General features: G+C 41.2%; 24 protein-coding genes, 1 pseudogene and 1 riboswitch. Of the genes and pseudogenes, 14 read left to right on the forward strand and 11 right to left on the reverse strand.

All coding sequences use genetic code 11. The features are described 5' to 3' along the window. Positions 1–13 precede the first annotated feature (13 nt). The 3 genes from ABXS78_RS06500 to ABXS78_RS06510 all read left to right on the forward strand — a co-directional run bounded on the left by ABXS78_RS06500 (position 14) and on the right by ABXS78_RS06510 (position 1,801). The gene (locus ABXS78_RS06500) at positions 14–784 is read left to right on the forward strand and encodes a hypothetical protein (protein WP_366249418.1); all 771 of its coding nucleotides are present in this window, start codon (positions 14–16) and stop codon (positions 782–784) included. Between the two features lie 88 nt (positions 785–872). Further along, positions 873–1,328 (forward strand): DUF5085 family protein, encoded by a 456-nt coding sequence (locus tag ABXS78_RS06505; protein ID WP_366249419.1) that lies wholly within the window; start codon positions 873–875, stop codon positions 1,326–1,328. Next, positions 1,325–1,801, forward strand: coding sequence for a DUF5085 family protein (locus ABXS78_RS06510; protein ID WP_366249420.1), 477 nt, complete (start codon positions 1,325–1,327; stop codon positions 1,799–1,801). Before ABXS78_RS06505 ends, ABXS78_RS06510 begins: the two co-directional genes overlap by 4 nt. 49 nt (positions 1,802–1,850) lie before the next feature. Here the strand turns inward: ABXS78_RS06510 and ABXS78_RS06515 are convergent, their stop codons facing one another. Genes ABXS78_RS06515 through ABXS78_RS06535 form a run of 5 tightly spaced genes read right to left on the reverse strand, consistent with a single transcriptional unit; the run spans position 1,851 to position 6,075 of the window. After that, the gene (locus ABXS78_RS06515; protein ID WP_366249888.1) at positions 1,851–2,513 is read right to left on the reverse strand and encodes an SOS response-associated peptidase; all 663 of its coding nucleotides are present in this window, start codon (positions 2,511–2,513) and stop codon (positions 1,851–1,853) included. 41 nt (positions 2,514–2,554) lie between these two features. Continuing rightward, positions 2,555–3,292, reverse strand: coding sequence for an energy-coupling factor transporter transmembrane component T (locus ABXS78_RS06520; protein WP_366249421.1), 738 nt, complete (start codon positions 3,290–3,292; stop codon positions 2,555–2,557). Further along, positions 3,273–4,892 carry an energy-coupling factor transporter ATPase gene (locus ABXS78_RS06525; protein WP_366249422.1) on the reverse strand — a complete coding sequence of 540 codons (1,620 nt, stop codon included), beginning with the start codon at positions 4,890–4,892 and terminating at the stop codon, positions 3,273–3,275. Before ABXS78_RS06525 ends, ABXS78_RS06520 begins: the two co-directional genes overlap by 20 nt. After that, a complete protein-coding gene (locus tag ABXS78_RS06530) occupies positions 4,889–5,467 on the reverse strand; it encodes an ECF transporter S component (protein ID WP_366249423.1) in 579 nt (192 codons plus the stop codon). Before ABXS78_RS06530 ends, ABXS78_RS06525 begins: the two co-directional genes overlap by 4 nt. After that, positions 5,464–6,075: a YkoF family thiamine/hydroxymethylpyrimidine-binding protein gene (locus tag ABXS78_RS06535; RefSeq protein WP_366249424.1), complete on the reverse strand. Its 612-nt coding sequence runs from the start codon at positions 6,073–6,075 to the stop codon at positions 5,464–5,466. Before ABXS78_RS06535 ends, ABXS78_RS06530 begins: the two co-directional genes overlap by 4 nt. A gap of 76 nt (positions 6,076–6,151) precedes the next feature. After that, positions 6,152–6,256: riboswitch (TPP riboswitch) on the reverse strand. A gap of 182 nt (positions 6,257–6,438) precedes the next feature. Here ABXS78_RS06535 and ABXS78_RS06540 point away from each other — a divergent pair. Continuing rightward, complete coding sequence (locus ABXS78_RS06540) at positions 6,439–7,383, forward strand: magnesium transporter CorA family protein (protein ID WP_366249425.1); 945 nt, start codon at positions 6,439–6,441, stop codon at positions 7,381–7,383. 90 nt (positions 7,384–7,473) lie between these two features. After that, a complete protein-coding gene (locus ABXS78_RS06545) occupies positions 7,474–8,739 on the forward strand; it encodes an erythromycin esterase family protein (protein ID WP_366249426.1) in 1,266 nt (421 codons plus the stop codon). A 106-nt stretch (positions 8,740–8,845) separates the two neighbouring features. Here the strand turns inward: ABXS78_RS06545 and ABXS78_RS06550 are convergent, their stop codons facing one another. The 3 genes from ABXS78_RS06550 to ABXS78_RS06560 all read right to left on the reverse strand — a co-directional run bounded on the left by ABXS78_RS06550 (position 8,846) and on the right by ABXS78_RS06560 (position 11,053). After that, the gene (locus tag ABXS78_RS06550; RefSeq protein ID WP_366249427.1) at positions 8,846–9,598 is read right to left on the reverse strand and encodes a PAS domain S-box protein; all 753 of its coding nucleotides are present in this window, start codon (positions 9,596–9,598) and stop codon (positions 8,846–8,848) included. A gap of 153 nt (positions 9,599–9,751) precedes the next feature. Continuing rightward, positions 9,752–9,976, reverse strand: coding sequence for a sulfurtransferase TusA family protein (locus ABXS78_RS06555; protein WP_095222928.1), 225 nt, complete (start codon positions 9,974–9,976; stop codon positions 9,752–9,754). A 15-nt stretch (positions 9,977–9,991) separates the two neighbouring features. Continuing rightward, positions 9,992–11,053, reverse strand: coding sequence for a YeeE/YedE family protein (locus tag ABXS78_RS06560; RefSeq protein WP_366249428.1), 1,062 nt, complete (start codon positions 11,051–11,053; stop codon positions 9,992–9,994). Between the two features lie 260 nt (positions 11,054–11,313). On the opposite strand from ABXS78_RS06560, the gene ABXS78_RS06565 reads away from it, so the two are divergent. The 7 genes and pseudogenes from ABXS78_RS06565 (at position 11,314) to ABXS78_RS06595 (ending at position 18,187) form a co-directional block, all read left to right on the forward strand. Further along, positions 11,314–11,751 (forward strand): immunoglobulin-like domain-containing protein, encoded by a 438-nt coding sequence (locus ABXS78_RS06565; RefSeq protein WP_366249429.1) that lies wholly within the window; start codon positions 11,314–11,316, stop codon positions 11,749–11,751. Between the two features lie 16 nt (positions 11,752–11,767). Continuing rightward, positions 11,768–12,658, forward strand: coding sequence for a TIGR01777 family oxidoreductase (locus ABXS78_RS06570; RefSeq protein ID WP_366249430.1), 891 nt, complete (start codon positions 11,768–11,770; stop codon positions 12,656–12,658). A 285-nt stretch (positions 12,659–12,943) separates the two neighbouring features. Further along, positions 12,944–14,332: pseudogene (locus ABXS78_RS06575) on the forward strand (glycoside hydrolase family 30 beta sandwich domain-containing protein); the annotation flags it as partial. A gap of 694 nt (positions 14,333–15,026) precedes the next feature. Beyond that, positions 15,027–15,512, forward strand: a complete 486-nt coding sequence (locus ABXS78_RS06580) for a DinB family protein (RefSeq protein WP_095222933.1) — start codon at positions 15,027–15,029, stop codon at positions 15,510–15,512. A 221-nt stretch (positions 15,513–15,733) separates the two neighbouring features. After that, complete coding sequence (locus tag ABXS78_RS06585; RefSeq protein WP_366249431.1) at positions 15,734–16,153, forward strand: RDD family protein; 420 nt, start codon at positions 15,734–15,736, stop codon at positions 16,151–16,153. 60 nt (positions 16,154–16,213) lie between these two features. Next, positions 16,214–17,917 carry a DNA-binding protein gene (locus tag ABXS78_RS06590; RefSeq protein WP_366249432.1) on the forward strand — a complete coding sequence of 568 codons (1,704 nt, stop codon included), beginning with the start codon at positions 16,214–16,216 and terminating at the stop codon, positions 17,915–17,917. A gap of 63 nt (positions 17,918–17,980) precedes the next feature. Continuing rightward, positions 17,981–18,187, forward strand: a complete 207-nt coding sequence (locus ABXS78_RS06595) for a DUF6366 family protein (RefSeq protein ID WP_366249433.1) — start codon at positions 17,981–17,983, stop codon at positions 18,185–18,187. Between the two features lie 342 nt (positions 18,188–18,529). On the opposite strand, the gene ABXS78_RS06600 is transcribed toward ABXS78_RS06595, so the two are convergent. Together ABXS78_RS06600 and ABXS78_RS06605 are read right to left on the reverse strand one after the other, a co-directional pair. Then, complete coding sequence (locus ABXS78_RS06600) at positions 18,530–19,723, reverse strand: MFS transporter (RefSeq protein ID WP_366249434.1); 1,194 nt, start codon at positions 19,721–19,723, stop codon at positions 18,530–18,532. A 54-nt stretch (positions 19,724–19,777) separates the two neighbouring features. After that, complete coding sequence (locus ABXS78_RS06605) at positions 19,778–20,356, reverse strand: metalloregulator ArsR/SmtB family transcription factor (RefSeq protein WP_366249435.1); 579 nt, start codon at positions 20,354–20,356, stop codon at positions 19,778–19,780. A gap of 128 nt (positions 20,357–20,484) precedes the next feature. On the opposite strand from ABXS78_RS06605, the gene ABXS78_RS06610 reads away from it, so the two are divergent. Next, positions 20,485–21,366 (forward strand): diacylglycerol kinase family protein, encoded by an 882-nt coding sequence (locus tag ABXS78_RS06610; RefSeq protein WP_366249889.1) that lies wholly within the window; start codon positions 20,485–20,487, stop codon positions 21,364–21,366. An 11-nt stretch (positions 21,367–21,377) separates the two neighbouring features. Here ABXS78_RS06610 and ABXS78_RS06615 read toward each other — a convergent pair whose 3' ends face one another. Then, positions 21,378–22,418: an LCP family protein gene (locus ABXS78_RS06615; protein ID WP_366249436.1), complete on the reverse strand. Its 1,041-nt coding sequence runs from the start codon at positions 22,416–22,418 to the stop codon at positions 21,378–21,380. A 146-nt stretch (positions 22,419–22,564) separates the two neighbouring features. On the opposite strand from ABXS78_RS06615, the gene ABXS78_RS06620 reads away from it, so the two are divergent. Further along, entirely contained in the window at positions 22,565–22,888 is a 324-nt protein-coding gene (locus ABXS78_RS06620) for a thioredoxin family protein (protein WP_366249437.1), read from the forward strand. The last annotated feature ends 54 nt before the right edge of the window (positions 22,889–22,942 follow it).

A 22,942-nucleotide genomic window follows, 5' to 3' on the forward strand; every position in this document is an offset into this window, starting at 1 on the left:
GAGGTAAGAATCATTGAAACAATTTAATGAACAGGACTTTGCTGTATTAAGAAAAACGCTAGAATCAGGAAGGCAAAGTCCATCTATGTTAGGAGGAGTATTAATATTATCTATTATTATGACTCCAATATTATTTTTAATAACATACATTGTAATGTACGATCAATCTACTTATCCATATAAAGATTTATTATTAGAAATTCATTTATATATGTCTATTTTAATATGCATCTTTTCAATATTATTCGCGATACCAACTATTTATAGAAGGTTTGAAAGAATACAGTACCTTATAATTATTATCGTTTCTCAAAATATATTTGCTTGGTTGCCGTTAGTTGCTTGTTTATTCTTAATCGGAAAAGACCCAGGAATGAACACGAGTGACTTAATTTGGTTAACCATCTTCTGTTTAATAGTAGGAATTATTATTTTCGCAGTAACGTTAATTCGCTTTTATGGGTTACTGAAGAAGGGCGCATATAGATTAGGGACTTCTAGAGATAGAAATAGATCGGTTTTAGAAGATTTGGTTTCCAAAAATAAGATAACTATTATTCTCGCTAGCGTTGGACTAGTTTACATAATCCAATTCTTGATTAGAAGTTTAGATTATTTGGCTATTGATACTATTGTGTTTAGCGTTATAGGATTATTAATTTACTTTGCAATGCAATTCGTTCTTCCTGAACAGCTGGTAATGTTATATTGCAAATATAAGTTCGAGAGTTTTAATCATAATAAAAAGGGTGGCTTAAAACCCATGAAAGTAAAGAGAGTATAGAAGTATGCAGACCGGTTAACTTTCCCTCATAAATATTTAAGGTTTAATAGCTTGAACAACCATTATCAAAAATGAAAGGAACCACCAAATGAACCTTGAAATTAAGCAGTTATACTTTACGAATGTACTAATATATAAAAATACAATGTTACGTGAAGACTGGCAAGATGGTGTAGTTATTATGGAAAATTTCATCCTGAACGAAGATATTTACCGGAATGGTCCGGTTTTCTTTTCTGTAAAATCAGTTGATAATGAACCCAAGTATGGACAATTTGAATATTATCTACCGGTAAATGAATGGGTAGAACTTGAGGGACATCCGAAATTCCGCTTTGAATCAGAAATAGAAATAGGAGAGGCATTAGTGTTACGGCAGGCATCGGAAGAAATGGATTTTCAAACAGCATACTCTAAGATCACGGAATATGCAGATTTAAAAGGCATTGAGTTGGAAGACTCGTTCTATTGTTTTTTACTAGAAGTCTACGAGGACATTATTATTGATGTATACGTACCAATAAAGCGGGGTGATTCCAATTGATAACGAATCACAAGTTTGCTTATCGTAATGTAGCTTCAAAGTATTATGCTTTCCGACCTGAAGAAATCGATAAGGCCATGGACGACTTTAGAGAAATCTTAGAAGGAAGCGGTCTGCATTTGTCTGGAAATATGTTCTTCTCTATTATAAGTGATCCACAGAGTGAAATTATGACGGCAGAGATTTTTTTAACAGTAGATGAAGGTACAATAAAAGGTTACATTAATCCAGAGGAAGAGGTTAGATTCCGGAGTTATTTCACACTTAGTCCCATGTTGATGACGAGAATAATGGAAGACTTTGACCAGAAATCCCAAGAAAAGTATTGGGAGCTAATAGGGTATCTACAAGTGAATCAATTGGAGCAAAGCACACCAGTTTTTGTTGAGTACAAAAACAGCTTGTCTGGAATTAATTACGTAGAGATGAGTGTAGGCTACGCGATAAATTTAAACGATTATGTTATTGAGTGATTTTGTTAATTACTACATAAAAAAAGAGCATGCTCCCGGCATGCTCCATTCACAATGGATTTATCAATTCCTCACTATTATTCCTCGGCGAATTAACAAGCGTAGAAACAGGGTAAGCCGTCAATTCCTCGGAATAAGGTTTCAATAATTCCTGCAATTTATCTGGATCTTGCTGTTCCCGGTCGAGCCATTTGTCCTGAGAGGCAGCTGACAGTATAACTGGCATTCGGTTATGGATCTGCTGCATGAAGCTGTTTGCTTCGGTTGTGATGATGGTGCAGGTGAAGATGTTGCTGCCATCTTCATCCTGCCATTTCTCCCACAGTCCTGCGAATGTGAGTGGGTTTTTATCTTTGCGCTGGATGCGCATGGGCTGTTTTTTGCCGTCTTCGGTTTTCCATTCGTAGAAGCTGTCAGCGGGAATGAGGCAGCGCTGTTTCTGAAATGCTTTCTTGAAGCTGCGTTTTTCCAGCAGTGTTTCGGATCTGGCATTGATCATTTTGCTGCCGATCTTCTTATCTGGTGCCCAAGGCGGGATGAGTCCCCAGCGCAGGGTTCCGAGCCGGCGTTTGGTCCCGTCATGGATGACTGCTGCAATTTGCTGCGTTGGAGCGATATTGTAGCTTGGTTCGAGTGCTTCCATCTCTGAGACAGCATCATAGGTTCGCAGGAGCTCTTCCCAGGGAGTGAGTAATGTAAATCTGCCGCACATCTTCATCTCTCCTTTTTTCTCCATTATAACCCTTCTGCCGTTTACTGAAACGACTTGGAAACGATGATACACAGCGCAATGGCGGCAAGCATGACTGCAGCAAAAATCCAATCTGTCCACCTTGTATGATACGTACGGTAAAATGTGCGGTCTCTTTCTCCTGTGAAGCCTTTGGATTCCATGGCTATGGCTGTCCGTTCAGCTTTGCGGATTGCGCTGGCCAGCAGGGGAATCGTGTACTGTTTGTATCGGCTGAATCTGCTTGTATTCGTTTTGGCTCCCCGAATAAGATGCGCAGAGCGGATCGTCGTTAACTCATCTTTTAATAAAGGCAAAAAGCGATAGCCAGCTAAAATGCCGTATGCAAGTTTCGGTGAAACGCGACATTGCTGAATAAGACTTAAGATGAACGCCACTTTGTCTGTTGTCAGGACAAATAGCAAGGATAGTGTAGCGTAGCTGAAAACTCGGATAGCTAATGCAAGTGCATCCTGCACCGTTTCTTTCGGCAAGTCCCAGAAGAGGAACTGCTGGGTGACAGAAGGATTTTCCGGTGTTTTCGCAAACAGCAGAGTGGATACGAGCATACCGATAGCGAACAGGGTGAAGGGAAGCAGATATAGGAGGTACTTCCTTATCTGTACTTTACCCAACAGCAATGTGACAGCCATGGTCCAGCCGATATACAAAAGCAATGCCAATGGATCAAAGAGGAAAGCTATGACGATCGCAGCTATCGTCACTGTCCCTGCTTTGATGCTAGGATTGATATGATGCATAGAGGCTGTCCTCCTGTGTCCGCTTATTGTAAGCTTCTTTTGCGGGAAGGGAGAGTCCATAGTCTGACAGATCTTTTCTCTTCCAAATTCCTGCAGGCTGGTCATCTGCTACTATACGCCCTTGATCCACAATCAACACGCGCGAAGCAAAACGATCGACCAGTTCCATATCATGCGTAATCATGACAATGGTGCACCCGCGTTGATGATGTCTCCAGATTAGATCCATCAGTACTTCAGTAGTATGGCTGTCTTGGCCAAATGTTGGCTCATCAAGCACGAGCAGTTGAGGTTTTTGAACAAGCATGGTCGCTACACTGAGCCGTCGTTTTTGACCTTGGCTCAAGGTGAATGGATGCTTATCGGCTTGTGCAGCTAACTGGATTTCCTCCAAGACCCTCTGAATTTCATCCGCGTTTACTGTCTGTCCGAAGGCGATTTCATTCCAAACAGAGTCTGTAAGAAACTGATGCTCAGGATTTTGAAATACATAACCGATTTGCTGGTAGAGTTCATTTGTTTTCCAACGACGTAACTTCTTTCCGAGAAATTCGATATCTCCGGCTGTGAGCTTCAGCAATCCAGTAATTTGTCGGGAAAGAAGCGTCTTTCCGCTACCGTTTTTACCTGTAATAGCCAGGAATTCTCCTTGCTGAATATCAAGATTAGGGATATCCAGTAGGACTTTTTCTTTATGTTGAAAGATAGCATTTTCCACTTGAATTATACGTTCCTTGGTCTGCATAACCTCTGGTGTTTTAGTCTGAAACTGCAAACCATGAGGGAGAAGGTCAACAGTAAGCGGCCAAGGTTTTGGAAGCTGTGCTTGCTTGGTAAGCAGAACTGCTTCTGGCAGCCAAATGCCTCGCCCCTGCAGCTCCTCGTCATAGAGATTGACTGCTTCACTCAAGTCTCCGTCAAAGAATAAAGAGCCATCTCGTTCCAATAGCATCGTCCGGTTAATAATTGGCTGCCAATAGTCAATATTGTGCTCTATGATCAAAAGCGTCATATCCTGCTGTTCTTTTAACAAACGTATCGTTTCGACAAGGTCTTTGCTCGCAGCCGGATCCAGGTTGGCCGTCGGTTCATCTAAAATAAGCATGCGAGGCTCGAGAGCCAACACTGCAGCCAGTGCGAGCTTTTGTTTCTGTCCACCGGATAGGGTGTGAATTTGATCTTTTCTCCTATGCTTTAAACCTACAAGGGAAAGAACCCGATCGATTTCTGAATCCATCAAAGCAGGAGCCATTTTTTTATTTTCTAACCCGAAGGCAATCTCGTCTTCTACGGTTAGCATGCAGAACTGTGTTTCGGGGTCCTGAAATACCGTTCCAACCTCTAAGTTGATTTTCCCACTTTTGAAATCCTCGATCCTGGATCCAGCGAAGTAGATACTGCCGCACATCTTTCCATCAAGTTCTTTTGGATACAACCCGTTCAAACAGTACGTGAGTGTGCTTTTTCCGGACCCGCTTGGTCCAAGCAGGAGAATACTATCTCCTTCCTGGATCGTAAAACTCAAATCAGTTAAGGTAGGAATGCTCTCTTCCTCAAATGTCACGGTAAGCTGGTTTACTTCCAGAAGGGATTGTTTCATCCTGCTTTTCGCTGGCGATAGGTTTTACCAAGGGGAAAGCTTGTCAAAGTTCCTGTTTTAGCCAGCGCCTCACTGATGGCTTTGCCGATCAAGCCGCTTATGACAGCTCCGCTGATGATCCGGACTATAAGCATAAGCACAACGTAAGAAGGGTCAAGGGCGACAAAACCGCCGCGGAAATATCCCCATATGAAACTTGTGATGGCGGCCCCAACACCAGCCCCCATCAAAACAAGGACATGATAAGAGCGATAGCGTGTGATGGCAAATGCTGCTTCAGCTCCGAGTCCCTGAACAATAGCCGAAAGGATGACAATCGGTCCGACGCTGCTTCCAATCAGTACTTCGACAATTCCGGCTATTATTTCCGATACCAGTGCAACACCGGGTTTTTGAATGATATAAGCTGCAACGATGGAGACGAGGAACCATACTCCGAAGATGATATCGGTTCCGATTGGTCCGACAATCCCCATCATGATGACGTTGACCGGCAAGAACAAGAGATAAACAATCCCGAATACAACAGCGAGTGCCGCCATGACTACGATATCTTTCATGCGCCAGTTTTTCATTTGATTACCCCCTTGGCAGACGGACTGTTCGCAGACATTGTCACCGTCATTACGGTGTGAGATGATCCGGAAGCCTCCGTTTCAGTGAAAACATGCTCCAAACCCATAAAGACGTCAAAAGCATTGCCATCAAGACGAGTGGAATAATGGGATTTGGAAACAGTGATTCCTCGAGAGCGCATATTATCAATTTGCGTATAGATGGTGTCCATGTAATTTCCGCCGCCTAAAGGATAAAGCGAGAATTTGGATGCTGTTTCAAGCTTCATATCTTTTACTTTAGGTAGGTTCAGCTTTGTTTCGTCCTCGGCCATGTATACGTCCCCAGTGGAATCTCCAGGACAGCCGATGGAATATGTACCATTGAACACAACATGATCGCCATCTTTGGCTGCTGCAAGGAAAATAGCAGAGGTGACATCGAATACATGCGGTATTCTCCCGCGAACTAGTGTAGTGACATCGTCCGTCTCAATCCATACTTTCGACGTATCCACGGTTCTCAGTGCCTCTAATATAATTTCTTTGAACCTGTCAGCCATTGGATAAACCGAAAAACTGCAGCCGGCAATCCGACTGGTCCCGCAATAATTTTGAATTTCCATCATGATTCCTCCTATTTTTTTGCATATAAAAAGCGACGGCACCATAGGGCGCAGTCGCAGAATATACAAAAGTAACAGGACAATTCTGGCTGCACTTCCCCACGCTGGTATTATCCAGATCGAGTTCAAAGGGTCAGAATCAGATGATTCTTCTCAGCCGTTACCAGCTCCCCCAGTGCGTCGCAAGCTTATGCAATTGATACGTCTATAGTAAAAAAGATAGCTGAATTTGTAAAGGGTTTGTTGTTGGAACGTTGCAATTTTCAGCTGTCACTAGTATGGTGACCGTCCAAAGTAAGTGGAGAATAATGGATTATTCAGCGAATTGGAAGGGAAGTAGAATAGAAAAATAATGGAGGGGAAAACATGGAGAAGCACGCTTTTTCAGGTACTGCATGGGAGTGGCTTCAGTTAGATGAGAAGAAGGATTTAGAGAAAAAAGACGAGCTAAACGCGTACACCATACATATTCCATGGGTAAAACATATACATTCTTCCGACACGAATAGTCTGCAGATGGAGACGACAAATCAGGACTCTCTGGCTCTTTGGGGCTCGCTCATATATGTCCAGGAAGCAGCCAAGAAGGAAGAAAAGCATCTTTTTCACTTCTTTGTAAAAGAGAACACGCTGCTGACAACTGCACTTGATTTTAAGCTGCTGCCGACTACAACAAAAGATGATATTCTCGCTAAAATGCAAAATGCGGACAATGCGATTGAAGGATTTATGATCCTCCTTGGAGAAATCATTTCAGCTTTTTTACATAAAATCGATCAATATGAAGTCAGATTGAAGGACTTGCTTTGGCAGGTGAAAGAGAATAATGATACAAAGCTGCTTAACAAAATTGCTGAAAATCGGCATGAGATATTAGTATGGAAGAACTTTTTGATTCCCTTCATAGAGGTTAAAACTGGTGTAGTCGAAGCATTCGGTGAGGGATATACTGATAACATACATTTTAAACGAACACACTATCGTGTTGAGCGCTGTGAGAATCTTGTTAGAGCGTATGAAGAGGAAATCAGAGGTTTAATTGACTTTGAAGATGTTGTCTCTTCTTTTAGAGGCAATGAAATTATGAAGACACTGACTGTTATGACTGTACTTTTCACACCAGTCATGGCGCTCGGCGCATTATGGGGCATGAACTTCGATAATATGCCTGAATTGAAGTGGAAGTTCGGGTATGCAGGAGCCCTCATCTTAATACTCCTTTCGACTCTTCTGGTTTACTTGTTCTTAAAGGCGAAGGGCTGGACAGGAGATATGCTCGAGTCGAAGAAAAAGCAAAAATATGTGGATTAAAAGGGTTAAAGATATTAACTTAAGGTATTTTTTCATCCGTTTTATCAAAACTTAAATCTATCACACCTCAGAGTGAAAGTTGGGTTTAAAATGGATTTAAAGACAATACAATCAATCAAAAAATACGCAATACCACTAACTGGTGAAGCTGAATTAAGTATCATAAGTGAAAGGGCCGGCAATGCAAAATTTGCCTTGCTTGGAGAAGCGTCGCATGGTACATCTGAGTTCTATACCGTACGTGCGGAGATAACCAAAAAGCTGATTACAGAAAAGGGTTTTACATTTGTAGCAGTAGAAGGAGACTGGCCCGCTTGTCAGGCTGTTAACCGCTACATCAAGGGTTACGACACGGTAAGCGGCTCAGCTCGGGAGGTCCTTAGCAGTTTTAATCGATGGCCGACGTGGATGTGGGCGAATGAAGAAATTATTGATTTGATCGAGTGGATGAAGACATACAATGAAAAGCACGATGTGCAGCCAAAAGTTGGCTTCTACGGAATAGACATGTACAGTCTTTGGGAATCCATGGAGGAAGTGATTTCGTACTTAACGAAGATTGATTCTCCTGACGTCGAAATTGCCAAAAAAGCATTTACTTGTTTTGAACCATTCAACAGAGACAATCAGGAATATGCTGTTTCTGCTGGTCTATATTCTGAAGGCTGTATTGATGAGGTTGCAAAGCTATTAGCAACGATTCAAAAAAAGAAAGATCAGTATCCATGTGAAGAGGAGCTCCGTCTTAACCTGGAGGTAAATGCGCTCGTAGCTTATAATGCCGAGCATTATTACCGCTCGATGGTCGTTCGAGATGAAGAATCATGGAATATAAGGGATACACATATGGTGCATGCTCTGAACGAGGTTATGAAGTTTTATGGCTCAAAAGCTAAGGCGATTGTCTGGGAGCATAATACACATGTTGGAGACGCCAGAGCCACTGACATGGCGCATAATGGAATGGTCAATGTCGGCGAGCTTATACGGCAGCAAAATGCTCAGGAAGATGTGTATATCATCGGATTCGGTACGAACAGAGGAACAGTAATAGCTGCGGATGAATGGGGAGTCAATCATGATGTGAAGATTGTTCCAAAAGCAATTGGGGGATCATGGGAGGACCTCATGCATAGAGCCGGCGCATTTGATAAAATGCTCTTTTTCGATACAGAGAATAAACATTTATTCCAGCAGAAGATCGGACATCGCGCGATAGGTGTAGTGTATCGACCGGAGTTTGAACAGTTTGGTAATTATGTGCCTTCTCATATGTCACAGCGCTATGATGGGTTCATCTATATTGATGAAACGAGTGCTTTAAGGCCTTTGGCAGTCGAGAGAGTTTTGCTTTAAAGTTAAAATTTATTTTCCCGAGGAGCCGTTATATATTTCGGCTCCTCTTTTAAGTTGTAAAAATCATGTTTGAACTGCTTAATAAGATATAAAGAAGAAGTCCGAATTAATGCACGCCTAGGTAATCCAAAGCATCTTTTACTGTAGACATAGTTGGTGATGATAACAAGCTGATATCCATTTCAACTGCTTCTATCGCAAGCTCGGGTCTCATGCCGGTAAAGACAGACTTTATACCAAGCATAGAGAGAACGTGATTAATCTTGAAGAGATAATCTGTTACAACTTTGTCTAATTGCAAGATACCTGAGAAATCGATAATCAAAGAGTGTACATTCTGTTGTTTCGCTTTAATAGGAACAAGATTCAAAAGATGTTTTGCCCGCTCCTCGTCAATTGAACCAACTAAAGGAAGAATGGCTATTCCGTTTAAAAGAGGCACGAGAGTAGCTGAAAGTTCATTGATTTGATTCATCAATTCCTGGCTTTTTCTCTCAGTTAGTTTTTTCTCAGAGATATCTCTTACATAAGTTTGAATGGCTTTCGTGTCCTCAATTAAGACCGGGTGACAATATAACTCCACATCTGCAGTTGTACCGTCCAGTTTGAAGATGGATTCCTCTATCACTTCTGCAGGCTTAGCATAAGCCGACTGAATTCTTTTTCGAATCGCTGATTTAGAACTCTCATGAAAAATATCTAACGGGCTTGCTCCAATGATATCTTCTCTTTTTCCATTAAAGAATAATTCAGCCGCATGGTTAACATAAATGATCTTTAGATCTGTATGAACAATTAAGGGATCCAATGAATACTCAATAACTTCGCGGTAATTAATCTTCGATATGTCTTCACTCATTATTATCCCCTCCTAGAGAAAGTATAGAGAACTTTGAGTCCGTTAACAAGTCAAGTAGTTTTTGCCTCGGGTTCACAAAGAGTATTGTTGCGGATTGTCATTTCATTTAATAGAAAAAGATTGCAGAGAATCAAGAAGTTCTCTGCAATCTTTTTATTTCTTTTTAATTGTAATAGTCCAAGCAGCTTCGCCTAATTGTTCATATGCCGTCACTTCATGACCTGCCTCGGCAGCCCAGCGTGGGATGGATTCAGTACCTTGTGTACAGTCAAATTGAACTTCCAGCTCATCGCCCGTTTGAATTTCTTTCATTGCTTCTTTTGCTTCTACTAGCGGGAATGGACAAACCATCCCCATTACTTCCAATGTTTTTTTCATTCTTATACACTCCTTTTAAGCAGTCGCTGCTTGTGTGGTTTGACTAGCCTTTTTTCGTGGACGTACAAATACAAAGTATGACGCAGTCCATGTACCTAACATCATGAACCCCAGAGATATCCATCCTTGCCATGTCATCATTGCAGTCATAACTAGACCATTCCCAATCGAACAGCCTCCGGCTAAAGCTGCTCCAAAGCCCATCATTAATCCGCCGCTAAAACTATTGATTGTCGTTTTAAGGTCAGGCAGCCTGAATCTGAATTCACCACTCATTTTTGCAGCAAATAAAGAACCTAAGAAAATACCGAGTACAAGGAATACGCCCCAATTGATAAAGCTTAGTTCCCCTGTAACTAAGTATTGCAGAATATTAGCAGAAGGAGTTGTAATTCCTAATCCGGCAATCCGACCGGTAGCGATACTTAAAGGCCAAGCAAGTATAGCGATGAGTCCGATAAGAATGGCAGTGACAAATGGATGCCAGCGTTTTTCAAAAAGAATGTGTGCAAGACCGGTTTTCTTCGGTTTTAACCCGGGAATTTTGACTGTTGGTTTCCTTATAGTGCGGAAAACAACAAACCCGACAATCACTACAAGAATAGCTATTAAAACCCAGTTATTCAAACCAAATGTTGCGGCAATTGAGTTAGACTCTACCTGTACTTCTTTTACTGCTGTGTCCAGTGGCAGCAAAACGCCTGTTTTCATCATGGCAGCTACAAGCATATAGCCAGCCAATGCAATCCAGCTGCCGATTAATCCTTCTCCTGCGCGATACCAAGTACCTGTGGCACATCCGCCAGCAAAGATAATACCGATACCGAAAATAAAGGATCCAATGATTACAGCAACAATCGGCAGTGAACCAGCATTAAATTCGAATAACCCTAAACTGATCATTGTATAAACACCAACGCTTTGGATAGCTATTGCAATTAATAGCGCGTAAAACATGCGATTATCTTTTGATAAATACATATCACGAAAGCCGCCTGTTAAACAAAAACGACCACGTTGCATAACAAATCCAAGCAACGCCCCGCATAGTAAACCTGTTAAGATCATTTGAAGCATGGAAGCACCTCTCTTATTCCGAGTATTTCTATAGGTTTTATAATAATGTTTAGCTACTTTGGAATCAACCCTTAATTTTTTATTCTGAAATTTATTCGTAAAACAAATGAAACGAACAAGGATACACGTAGAATCAATCAGCTTTACTACGGTCTGTTTGATATGATGAATATTCATCATATCCACGATTGGTTAATTTGAATTGGGTATTTTTGTAAGGGTATAACTATGATAAAGTTTGCTTATGGAGGGGGATTATTGTGAAGCAAATCATTTTTCTATTGTTATTGATCTTTATAGCTGGTTGTGAGACAGAGCTTGAGCCAAGTAAGTATGCAGATGAGTTGACGTCTGCAAAGGATGTACTGCTCGAAATAGAAGCTGATAACATAGAAACGGTAGATGGTTTTAAATTTCGTATAAAAAACAATAGTGAATTTCCCATTGCTATAGGTCGTGCATATGTACTTGAAAAGTATGATAAGAAGAAAGAAGAATGGTTACAGATACCACTTAAAGACAATGTGGGTTTTCATGAGGATGGCATAATCATTGATCCTGGTTCTGAATCCAGTTTTTTTGCATCATTCGATGCTTTCAATTACAGCTTTCCAAAGGGTGATTACCGCATAATAAAGGTTCTGTCTTCAGAAGGAGATGGGATTTTATTGTATGATGATTTCAAAATTGATAGATAAGCGAGGAGTAATAAATATGAGAAAAGTGGTCATAGCTGGAGGAACAGGATTTATCGGGGAATTCTTTCAAAAGAGATTTCAGGAATTAGGTTATGAGGTCAGTATTATCTCAAGGCAAAAACAACACATCCACTGGGATGATAAATTATCCATTCAAGAAACATTGGAAGATGCTGAACTTCTCATAAACCTTGCTGGGAAATCTGTTAATTGCCGATACAATGGAACGAATAAGCAGGAAATAATGAATTCCAGGATTACTACTACTAAGATATTGGGTGAGGCTGTCCAGTCCTGCAGCAATCCTCCTGAACTTTGGATTAATAGCAGTACGGCCACCATCTATCGTCATGCGGAAGATCGTCCGATGACAGAAGCTGATGGAGAAATTGGTTCAGGGTTCTCAGTCGATGTTGCCACGAAATGGGAGGATGCATTCTTTTCGTTTAGGTTGTCCGAAACAAGGCAGGTCGCTTTGCGCATTGCTATTGTTCTAGGTAAAGATGGAGGAGTCATGACCCCGTATCGGAATTTGGTCCGTTTCGGATTGGGAGGGATACAAGGCTCGGGAAAGCAGATGTTTAGCTGGATACATATCGAAGATTTATTTCAAATCATACTTTTCTTAAGAGAAAAGAAACACCTGAGCGGCGTTTTCAATTGTTCTGCACCGCAACCTGTTACAAACCGAGAATTGATGCATACACTGAGAAAGGAATTGAATACTCCATTGGGCTTGCCTGCTCCTAAATGGATGCTGGAGATAGGATCCGTTTTCATTCGGACTGAAACAGAGTTGGTTCTGAAGAGCCGTTGGGTTATACCTGACCGTTTGAAACGTGAAGGGTATAACTTCAGGTTTAAAACACTTGGCCATACTTTACAAGACATTCTGCATCATGAATAGACCGCAAGAATGAATAGTATTCTGATGTTTATTCCGTGTTGACGATGTATACTGATTTGCTTAAAGAACTTCTGCAGAGGTTCTTTTATTTTTAGACTGCTAAATAATATGGTAGATAATTCGGGATAATGGTACCTATTAAATGTAAGCGCTTTAATATTATGATGAATGAAGATAGAGTAAGGCTTATAACAGCAATTGAAGGGAAGGATTAAGACAATGCATGTTATAAAAAGATTGTCGAAACCATTTTTCATTGTTCTTATTACTGTTCTTATCATTTCAATGAATCCAGGCGTTACGCTTGCCAAATCTAAGCAAGAAGAAGTGAGGGTATGGTTTAGCTCGGAAAATGCTCCAGCTGACAGAAGCTGGTACGAGGGACCGAAAGAAATCACGTATAAGCTGGATCAGCAGCAATCTATCGATATAACAGAAGAAAAGGAAATTGACGGTACGACGATTTTTGTAGACCCAGACAAACAGTACCAGGAGATGCTTGGAGTTGGTACTTCTTTAGAAGAATCATCGATCTACAATTTGTCAAAAATGGAATCGGGTAAGCGGAAGCAAGCGCTGAAAGATCTGTTTGATCCAAAGAAAGGAATAGGGATGGATGTTATCCGGATTACGATTGGAACTTCTGATTTTACCGCACAAGATGCATTTTATACCTATAATGATATTCCTATTACGGAGACGGATTATGATTTAAGCGAGTTTTCCATTCAGCGTGATATCGATTTAAATATTGTCTCAACGCTAAAGGAAGCATTACAGATCAATCCAGACATCAGAATATTTGCCTCACCATGGAGCCCGCCTGCTTGGATGAAAACAAATAAAAGCTTGATAGGCGGGCGGTTAGAAGATAAGAATACAGAAGTACTTGCAGCTTATTATCGGAAATTTGTCCAATCATATGAAGCACAGGGAATTCCGATATATGCGATGACTATGCAAAATGAACCGTTGCTTGAAATCGATTATCCTAGTATGTACATGCCGCCGGAACAGCAAAGAGAACTGGCAGTTTTACTCCGAAACGAATTGGATGCCCATCACTTAGATACAAAACTATGGACATTCGATCATAACTTCAGTGAAGCTAGGGATTATGTTTCAACCGTTTTCGAGGACGGAACGGCAGATAAATCAATAGCAGGAATCGCATTTCACGATTATGCTGGTGAACCTAAAGCAATGGGAGAAATTAGCCGAGCTTTTCCGGATAAAAGCATTCATCTTACCGAAAGATCTGTCTGGGGTACTGCTGGAGCAGACCGAATTGCCCAGTACTTCAGAAACGGCGCAGCAAGCTACAATGCATGGGTAACGATGCTTGATAGCGACATAAGCACTCACCATTGGATTGGTACACCTGATCCAACAATGTTGATTCAAAATGCAGATAAGGTAAATAAGTACTGGAAAATACCGATTTATTATATGACTGGAAATTACTCGAAGTTTGTAGATCGTGGTGCGAAGCGGATTGACAGTAACTACGGATCTCGTGATTCGGTTACAAATGTTTCTTTCCTTAATCCTGACGACTCTATCGTAACAGTGGTTATCAACCAGACTGACAAAGCACAAAAGTTTCGAGTTGTATCAGAAGGCAAGCAATTTACTGCAGCATTGCCGGCAGGAACGGTAGGGACCTATGAGTGGCCTCGTCCTTCTCCTCAGGAAGACGTTAACCTGATTGAAAACAGCAGCTTTGAAACAGGAACATTAAATCAGTGGATGGAATGGAATAACGGTGTTTCAGCACACAAAGCAGATGCAGATGAACCTTTTACCGGAGTTTACAAACTTACGCACTGGCACTCGGATGCTTATCAACAGCGGACTGCACAAACGGTAGAAAACATACCAGATGGTACCTATGAGGCAAGCGTTTGGGTTCGCTCAGGTGGTGGACAGAACAAGCTTCACTTCTATGCAACAGATTACGGCGAAACTAAGAAAATAACTGAAATAGGATCAAGAGAGGTAACAAATTATACAAAGTACAAAATCGATGATATTCGGGTTTCAAAAGGACAGCTTGAAATTGGAGTATGTTCTGACGCAAAAGCCGGTAATTGGGCTGCATTCGACAGATTTGAACTAAAACAACTGAAATAAACAAGTGATCCATTAAAGGACTGCTTTTAAAGCAGTCCTTTTTATCTTCAATAGATATTAGATGGCAGTTTAATTGCTTATTTGTGTCCTCTTGTATTACTTTACCTTCTCATAGGGCAAATAAATAAAACAAGGAATTCAACAAAGACATGCAGAAAAAGTAGTTATGTAATGTTTGGTATTGCTCTAGTATTTTGTCACCGTTTAATTATCTCCAAACTGGGAGGGTGCTTCTTTGCAATTATTTTTTAAATATAACTGGATGGTTAGAGAAGAATGGTATCAATGGTGTGAAGAGTTGAATGAAGAAGAACTGCTACTAGACCGCACGGGTGGAAAGGGAAGTATATTACATACACTTTTCCATATAGTTGATGTCGAATGGAGCTGGATACGTCTCATACAAGACAAAACCGACTTCCAGGACAGTTTCGATGCTTATAAGAGCTTGAAAAAGGTTCGAGAATTAAACGCTGATCTTCATTTAGAAGTAGAAAGCTTTGTTAACAAATGGGATGCTAATATGGAGGGACGTATATTTTACGATACCTTATCAGATGGAAGAGTTTTAACGGATACTTGGGGTGAAGTCATGCGACATATTATTGCTCATGAAATTCATCATATTGGGCAATTATCAATATGGGCAAGGGAAATCGGAAAAAGCCCAGTTTCTGCAAACTTCATAGGGCGAGGTCTTACTTCTTACTTCAATAAATAACACTGCATGTAATGGCTTTCGAAAAGTTATGTGTAGTTGGCGCAAGTACCTACTTAACTAGCAGTAGACTTTAAATATTTTTAAGATGGACCTGCTGGTGAACTATTCTATTCACCAGCAGGTCCATTTTTGTTTGCCAAAACGCTTATGTCCAGCTTCCTTTTTAGCTGCATCAATAAATGGAATTATATGTTAAAGTTATATTGGGGGGAGTTATCTTAATGTATGAATTTAATCGTGCAGGATTTGGAATCAGGTTTTTCGCTAGTATCATCGACATGTTTATTCTTATTATTCCCATCAGTATCCTGCTCTACTTTATACAGGGGGAATTTTCTATTGAATGGTCAGATGGCTACTTATGGGATATTGGATATGTTATATATTTGACAGTACTTCCTGTTCTATGGAAAGGATATGTCATTGGAAAGCGGCTTATGGGAATTAAAATCAAACGAACAGACGGAGGAGATGTCACGTTTACCAACATGATTCTTCGAGAGGTCGTAGGCAATGGACTGCTGGTATTAGTTACTTTAGGTATATCATTACTGATTAGTGCTGTTATGGTGCTTATAATGGAGGATAGGCATGGTCTCCATGATTTAATAGGCGGTACATATGTAATACACACTCGATGAGATGAAACTTTTCCTTCCTTTATATCGTATAGGTATTACGACATCAAAAGGAGGAACAGCATGATCTTTTTAATTGCATTAGCCAGTCTTGCTGGCTTTATCCTGATCGCTCTGGCAGACTTGGCAGCTGGAGGAGGAAAGGCAAAGCTCCAGCAATACGTGGCAACAGGTATTGCTGCTTACATCGTACTAGTCATTATCATCTATTTCGTGTTACCAGCATTCATAATCCAAAATATCCTTTGGCTGAACGCAATCGGTATTTTCTTTGCCGCTTTTCCGCTTCTTGCAAGCAAAAAAGCAGAAAAGAAATCGAAAAATGCAGGTGTTTCACTTGCGGCAATACTATTAGCAGTTATTATTATCGGAGCAGTTGTTTGTGTGATTGCTAATTTTGCAGTTTATCAGTCTACGTATGACCACGTAGTTAAATCAACAGAGGAAGAAGCAAAACCGCTTGATGAAGATAAGACACCCATAGCAATTGCACCGAGCTCAGTCCGGAACAAGATGAACAAAAAAATGAGCGTAGTACCGGATACACAGCTCTATCATCTCGGCAGCCTTCAGACGCAAACTGTTGGCGGGACGAATGAATACATTGCGCCAGTGGAATTTGACGGTTTCTTCAAATGGCTGAAAGGCGGAGAGACTTCCGGCTACTTTGTCATTGACGCGACAGATCTTGGGGCACAGCCTGAATTTGTGGAAAATAAATTATCCTATGTACCATCTGCTTACTTCCATAAGGATTTGCAGCGGATTATCTATTCACGATATCCTTCCTATATCCAGGAAGGGGATGCACGCTTGGAAGTCGATGAAGAAGGAAAAGCATGGTACGTGCAGACTGTCTACCAACCGAAACTTTTCACAAAGAAAGCGAATGGGGACAATATTCAGGTTGTGGTTGTGAACCCTTACAATGGACAGTCAAGAATTTATGACGCTGATCAAGCGCCTGATTTTATTGAGAACACAATATCACCAGAAATGGCCAGTAAGCTTAATACGTATTATGGAGAATATAGCGGCGGTTTCTGGAACCGACACTTCGGGAAAGCCGGCGTGAAGATTCCGAACGACAACGGAACGGAGCATGGTGTGACAGCTGTCTTCGCTGAAGATGGCAGTATTCAGTATTTCACCGATTTCAAATCACCGAAAGAAAATATCGACTCTGCCCTTGGCTACTCAATGGTCGATGGCCGGACAGGGGAAGTGACATTCTTTGGTGGTGAGAAGAACAATGGCATCATGGATTCTTCCGGAGCTGTGCAAGTGGTGGAGAAGGAATACCCTGAGAAAAAATGGGAAGGGAAAATGCCCGTACTTTACAATATAGACGGTAATCCGACCTGGGTGATCAGTGTGCTCGATTCCAATGGTATTTTCAAGCAGTATGCATACGTCCGGGCAGCAGATTCTGACTATGTTGTGTTTGGAGATAATGCTAAAAGTACGTTAGAGGCGTATCGACTCCAGCTTAGTACAGATACAAGTACAGCAGAATCCACAGGAGACGCTCCTGTCCAGCAAGTGAGCGGGGAAGTGAACCGTCTCTATATTTCCTCCGACAATGCCGGGGCGAAAACAATTCAATTCTTGCTGAAGGACCAGGATGTTATTTACAGCATTAATTCGACAGATGCACCATATGCAATCTTTCTGAAAGAAGGAGATCAAGTCAGCTTTGAGGCTGCTATGCAGGATGGAGCAGCATCAGCAACGTTAGAGCAGATTTCAATTGAAGGATTGAATTAAATTTAGCCAGCTTTCAAAGTGAAAGCTGGCTTTTTTAAAGTCAGATTGAAAGAGGGTGCTGTTATGAGTAAAGAAAAAGAAACAGCTGAACTGCGAAGAGAAAGATTGAGACAAGAAGAAATAAATCGAAATCCAACTGGAAATGTAAGCGATGCATTCAACAGAAGTGATAGTGGAAACCTTGTTGATTTAGCAGGCGGTTTAAGCTGGAAGGTAACAGGGGTCATTTTGCTCGTTCTGATCGGCGTTATTACGCATTTATATTCTTAAGATAAAAGAGGCTAGGACATAATTAGATTCCCATTGGTTAAAACCGAATGTTATTCTTGAGAGCCGCTTCGGCAGAACACTCCGCTTTTCACGGGCACGGCCTCAGCCTCCTCGTGGAAAGTTTACAACTGCGGGGTCTTCAGCTCGTGCTGTTCCCGTAGGAGTCTCCGTGTTCTGCCTACGCTAGGATGGATAACTAATCAAACAAGACCGAACTTATGCAAATTTTCTTTTGAAGATTTGCAATATAGTTCGGTTTTTTATATGGCTAAACACTTTCTCCCAGCCTCTTTCTAATACAATTAACTTTGTACATAAGAAATGTGCCTGCATTACATATTCCTAAATCTTGCGAAAACTATTTTTCTGCAAGATTAATATACTGCTGAAAATAACAATACTTAAACTGGACACCAGCAGTATAGATACAATTGAAATATCCGCTATCAGCAGTAAAGAAACCAGTCCATAAGACAACGGAACCAAGCCGATGCTAACGAGCGTGCTCACACTTAACACCCTGCCTATAAGATGCTTCGGTACAACACTCTGGATTAGGCTGATGAAGGGAACATTAATGGCAGATACACAGACACCGAGCAGGCAGAGCAGGATACTGGAAAGGATAAGGTTTTCCGATTGGCTATAAAAACAAAGGAGTATACCTTCTCCTAATAGGAATGCTGTTATCCAGCGTCCTTGCTTTTTTATTGTAAGCAGACCCAGCAGAATTCCACCAATGATAATACCGCTTGAAAAACTGATTTGGAGGAAACTTAGTGTAAACGCATTGCCGGCAAATACACTTTCTGCGAAAAGCGGAATACTCAGCATCAGCGGACCTATGTATAATAAGTTATCGAAGATGAAAGTCAGCATAAGTAATCGAAGGATGGAGCTGCTTTGTATGTATTGCAATGCTTCCTTAATCTGAAAGCGAATAGTTACATCCGTTTGATTCACTTTTCGAGGTTCCTTGATGGTCAATTGGCAAAGACAGCTGATTAAAAGAAGTGAAAAAATGATAGCGAATACTGTGGAGTAGGAAAAGAAAGATAGTAAAAGGGCTGCAGCCGGCGGACCAAGAACTACACCAAGCTGATTGATGGTCTGCATATAGGCATTTGCTTTTGTCAAATGCTCTTCTGATACAAGCTGTGTGATGATGCTATCACGAGCAGGCCAGAAAAAAGCATCCGATACACCGAAAGTGACAGCCAAGAAGAGCAGTGGCAGAAGATGAAGTAAATCGCCTTCTGCAAGAAGCGCAGCAAGCAGCATCAAACTACTCCGAAACAAAAGGGAAAAGAAAATGATGCGGCTTTTTCGAAGTCGATCAGCTAGCATCCCACCGATAAACATGAATATAACACGAGGCAGAGTTGTTGCCAGTAAAACTGCTCCCACCAATTTCGGTACACCTAGTTCGGTTACAACATACCATTGCTCGATGAGTAAATACATGGAAATAGAGAAGCTGGAAAAGATACTGGAAACTAGCAACAAGTTAAAATTACGGTTGTGTAATAAGATCATGCTGTACCTCCTTGTTCGATATACATCTAATTAGTTGTGGAAAGAAAGCTGCTCCTAAAAAGAAGCAGGCCACATTTCTTCCGGATTAAGCTGATATGTATTCCCCTCTCGGTAAAGGAAATGATGCATGATCCACTCTCTGCGAATCGTTGCATAATCCTGGTAGTATTGCTGGATATATACGTTCAATTCTTGTTCTTCATAAACCTGATGCCGCTTTAAATTCTGGATCATATAAGCTAAAACTATTACGCGTTTTTTTTCCTGTGCAGGCAGTTGTGTGAGCCTTCCATCTGGAGAAAAAAAGGTTTTAACTAACTTAAGTTTTTCTTCCGCATCTATATCTGCGCTTGGATGTTCGCTTTCTTGACCAAGCTGTAGAATGCTGGTTGCAAGCTTTTTCAAACGCGATTCATCCAAATAAAAATAAATTGTGTTTCCGTCTCTGCGCTCATAAACAACCCCGGCTTCTCTAAGTTTCGTCATATGATGTGTGATGGTAGGGGGTTTCAAACCTAGTTTATGCGCAATTGCCTGACCATGCAGAGGCCCCTTTTTTAAAACTGCAATGATCCGCATTCTCGTTGCATCCCCGACGGCTTTATGAAAACGGACTAATTTATCAAGTTGCATACTTTCAACTCCTTTAATAATTAGATTAACATCTAATTAGATAATTATCAAACTTTAATTTGTTTCATGATCTTCCAGTTAGGGGTATAAGATAGAAAAAAGAGAAAGAGGCGGAAGCTGTGCGGGCAATGCTTATTATAAATCCTTCATCAGGGAAGGAAAAAGCGATGCAATTTGAGGAACAAGCTGTAGCACTACTTTGCAAGCGGCACGAACAAGTGGTAGTAAGGTATACCGAAAAAGAGGGGGATGCAACCGAATTTGCTGCTTCCGCTTGTGATGGTACATATGAAACGCTGCTTGCGATGGGCGGGGACGGCACGATAAACGAATGTATCAATGGGTTGGCCGAAAAGGAGCAGCAGCCTAATTTTGCTTTTGTTCCGCTCGGCACAGTGAATGACTTTGCCCGTGCATTGCAAATACCACGAAAACCAGAGCAGGCATTAGCTTTACTCGAGGACTACCACATAAAAGCAGTAGACATTGGTAAATTAGGTAATCGTTATTTTATGAACGTTTTAGCTGTTGGAGTAATTGCAGAAGCAGTATATGATGTCACCCCGGAGGAGAAAAGCAAATATGGCCATTTTGCTTACCTGATGGAGGGGGCAAAAGCATTCCGAGACAAGACACCATTCCGCATCAGTGTCCATACAGGTGAAAAGGAAGCTTATAATGATAAAGCATATATGATGCTTATTGCACTAACAAATTCCGTAGCCGGTTTCGAAAAGTTTGCCGAACAAGCTGAAGTGGATGATCATTTGTTTCATGTCTTCATTTTAAATGATTTGTCCTTTACAAAAGCGGTCAAGCTGATACCTGATATTTTTAAAGGAAATTTAGCAGCCAACGAGCAAGTTGCCTACTTTCAAGCTAATGAAATCAGCGTTGCTGCTGATACGGACCTTGTCGTAAATATAGATGGAGATGAAGGGGAACCACTGCCTTTTAAAGCCAAAGTTTTACCCGGAGAAATTCGTGTCGTCGTACCAAAAGAGGCATAAAAAACCTCGCCTTAAGGCGAGGTTGTAGAGGTGGAAGTTGTATTATCAAGAGCAGGAAGCTCTAACTGATCACGCATCGTCTGTGTAGCATTAGCCAATGATGTTGCATCAGGAAGGAAAGCGTAGGCGTTATAACCAGGGACAATTCCGTTTCCGCCTTGGCCTTCGAGCTTCAGGCTTTCTACGGTTAATTTATTGTTCACGCCGTAAGAAATGAAGCTCTTCATCTCATCGAAAGTCATATTTGTCTGCATATTGCTGCCAACTGCATCCAAAAGACTGGAATATTTAAGAACCGAACTCATGTCTGTCGCTTTATCCATCATTGCTTCAATGATTTGCTGCTGACGTTCACTGCGGGCAAAGTCACTATCTTGCTTCCTTGTTCGAGCAAGTGCAAGTGCTTCTTCTCCGTTCAACGTCTGGACACCTGGCTGTAGGTGGATGGCACCTTTTTCATCTTTGGAGTTCATTTCTTCCAGTTCATAAGGTACATCAACTGTAATACCATCCAATGCTTCAACAACGCTGATGAATGCCTCGAAGTTTACATCGATATAATAGTCGACTGGAACCTGAGTCAGTTCTTCGACTGCTTCTACAGTTGCCGTAGGACCGCCGTTATACGAACCATTTATTTTTGTGTTGCGTTCAAGGTAAGGTACGTAGGTATACGTATCACGCGGAATGCTGAGCATTTTAATACTTTTATCATCTTTATTGAAGGTAGCAAGAATCATCGTATCGGAGCGTTTACCGATATTGTCCTGTTCCCGTTTCTCACTTGAATCAGATCCGATGAACAAGACGCTCACGCTATCTTCGGCAGGATTTACTGCACTGTCGCGAAGGGATGATTTGTCCCGGCCATCATCTACGAAAGAATCATTGGCCAAATTACCTGCTTTTACATAAAGATAACCAGCATATGCTGCCGGAATGAGAATCAAAAGTAATACAATTATAAATATATTGCGGATAACGCGCTTCTTGCGGGATTTCTTCCGCTTTTTCTGTGAACGGCGCAACTCCTGTTTATCGTCTTTTGCCATATATATGTTTCTCCTTTAATCTGCTAATCTAGAATTTTGTCAAAATATGTTTGAATATCCCCAGAGTCTACTATATCATATCATTCGCCATCAAGGGGTATGATTCTATATGATGGAGGAAACAACCAATAAAGCAGGTGGATAAAATGAAATTGCATAGCATAGACGGTGTGGAAGGTTTTATTAGTACAAATAGACTTGCTGTCTTATTCATATCCTCACCAGACTGCAGCGTCTGTCAGGCCTTGCTGCCGCGAATAGAGGATATGCTGCAGACTCATCCACAAGTAGAACTTGGATATGCAGATGCCAGTGAGGTGCCGGAAGTTACAGGGAAATTTCTTGCATTTGGCGCTCCGACTATACTCGTATTTGCAGAAGGGAAAGAACAGATCAGAGAAGGTCGGTTTATTCGGATGGAAGATTTCGAGGCTAGAGTGGAAAGACTCATTTTGCTGACAAATTATTAAGAATTTGTAAAGAAACGTACTTCTTGAAACTAACATGGTATCATTTGCGTAAAT

This window comes from Terribacillus aidingensis, from assembly GCF_040703035.1.
Taxonomy (GTDB): domain Bacteria; phylum Bacillota; class Bacilli; order Bacillales; family Amphibacillaceae; genus Terribacillus.

What these genes read in the sequence shown, in the direction of transcription:
- ABXS78_RS06505 (WP_366249419.1), top strand. Translation starts at nt 873, where the DNA reads ATGAACCTTGAAATTAAGCAGTTATACTTTACGAATGTACTAATATAT.
- ABXS78_RS06515 (WP_366249888.1), bottom strand. Translation starts at nt 2,513, where the DNA reads ATGTGCGGCAGATTTACATTACTCACTCCCTGGGAAGAGCTCCTGCGA.
- ABXS78_RS06520 (WP_366249421.1), bottom strand. Translation starts at nt 3,292, where the DNA reads ATGCATCATATCAATCCTAGCATCAAAGCAGGGACAGTGACGATAGCT.
- ABXS78_RS06525 (WP_366249422.1), bottom strand. Translation starts at nt 4,892, where the DNA reads ATGAAACAATCCCTTCTGGAAGTAAACCAGCTTACCGTGACATTTGAG.
- ABXS78_RS06530 (WP_366249423.1), bottom strand. Translation starts at nt 5,467, where the DNA reads ATGAAAAACTGGCGCATGAAAGATATCGTAGTCATGGCGGCACTCGCT.
- ABXS78_RS06535 (WP_366249424.1), bottom strand. Translation starts at nt 6,075, where the DNA reads ATGATGGAAATTCAAAATTATTGCGGGACCAGTCGGATTGCCGGCTGC.
- ABXS78_RS06540 (WP_366249425.1), top strand. Translation starts at nt 6,439, where the DNA reads ATGGAGAAGCACGCTTTTTCAGGTACTGCATGGGAGTGGCTTCAGTTA.
- ABXS78_RS06545 (WP_366249426.1), top strand. Translation starts at nt 7,474, where the DNA reads ATGGATTTAAAGACAATACAATCAATCAAAAAATACGCAATACCACTA.
- ABXS78_RS06550 (WP_366249427.1), bottom strand. Translation starts at nt 9,598, where the DNA reads ATGAGTGAAGACATATCGAAGATTAATTACCGCGAAGTTATTGAGTAT.
- ABXS78_RS06555 (WP_095222928.1), bottom strand. Translation starts at nt 9,976, where the DNA reads ATGAAAAAAACATTGGAAGTAATGGGGATGGTTTGTCCATTCCCGCTA.
- ABXS78_RS06560 (WP_366249428.1), bottom strand. Translation starts at nt 11,053, where the DNA reads ATGCTTCAAATGATCTTAACAGGTTTACTATGCGGGGCGTTGCTTGGA.
- ABXS78_RS06570 (WP_366249430.1), top strand. Translation starts at nt 11,768, where the DNA reads ATGAGAAAAGTGGTCATAGCTGGAGGAACAGGATTTATCGGGGAATTC.
- ABXS78_RS06585 (WP_366249431.1), top strand. Translation starts at nt 15,734, where the DNA reads ATGTATGAATTTAATCGTGCAGGATTTGGAATCAGGTTTTTCGCTAGT.
- ABXS78_RS06590 (WP_366249432.1), top strand. Translation starts at nt 16,214, where the DNA reads ATGATCTTTTTAATTGCATTAGCCAGTCTTGCTGGCTTTATCCTGATC.
- ABXS78_RS06595 (WP_366249433.1), top strand. Translation starts at nt 17,981, where the DNA reads ATGAGTAAAGAAAAAGAAACAGCTGAACTGCGAAGAGAAAGATTGAGA.
- ABXS78_RS06600 (WP_366249434.1), bottom strand. Translation starts at nt 19,723, where the DNA reads ATGATCTTATTACACAACCGTAATTTTAACTTGTTGCTAGTTTCCAGT.
- ABXS78_RS06605 (WP_366249435.1), bottom strand. Translation starts at nt 20,356, where the DNA reads ATGCAACTTGATAAATTAGTCCGTTTTCATAAAGCCGTCGGGGATGCA.
- ABXS78_RS06610 (WP_366249889.1), top strand. Translation starts at nt 20,485, where the DNA reads ATGCTTATTATAAATCCTTCATCAGGGAAGGAAAAAGCGATGCAATTT.
- ABXS78_RS06615 (WP_366249436.1), bottom strand. Translation starts at nt 22,418, where the DNA reads ATGGCAAAAGACGATAAACAGGAGTTGCGCCGTTCACAGAAAAAGCGG.
- ABXS78_RS06620 (WP_366249437.1), top strand. Translation starts at nt 22,565, where the DNA reads ATGAAATTGCATAGCATAGACGGTGTGGAAGGTTTTATTAGTACAAAT.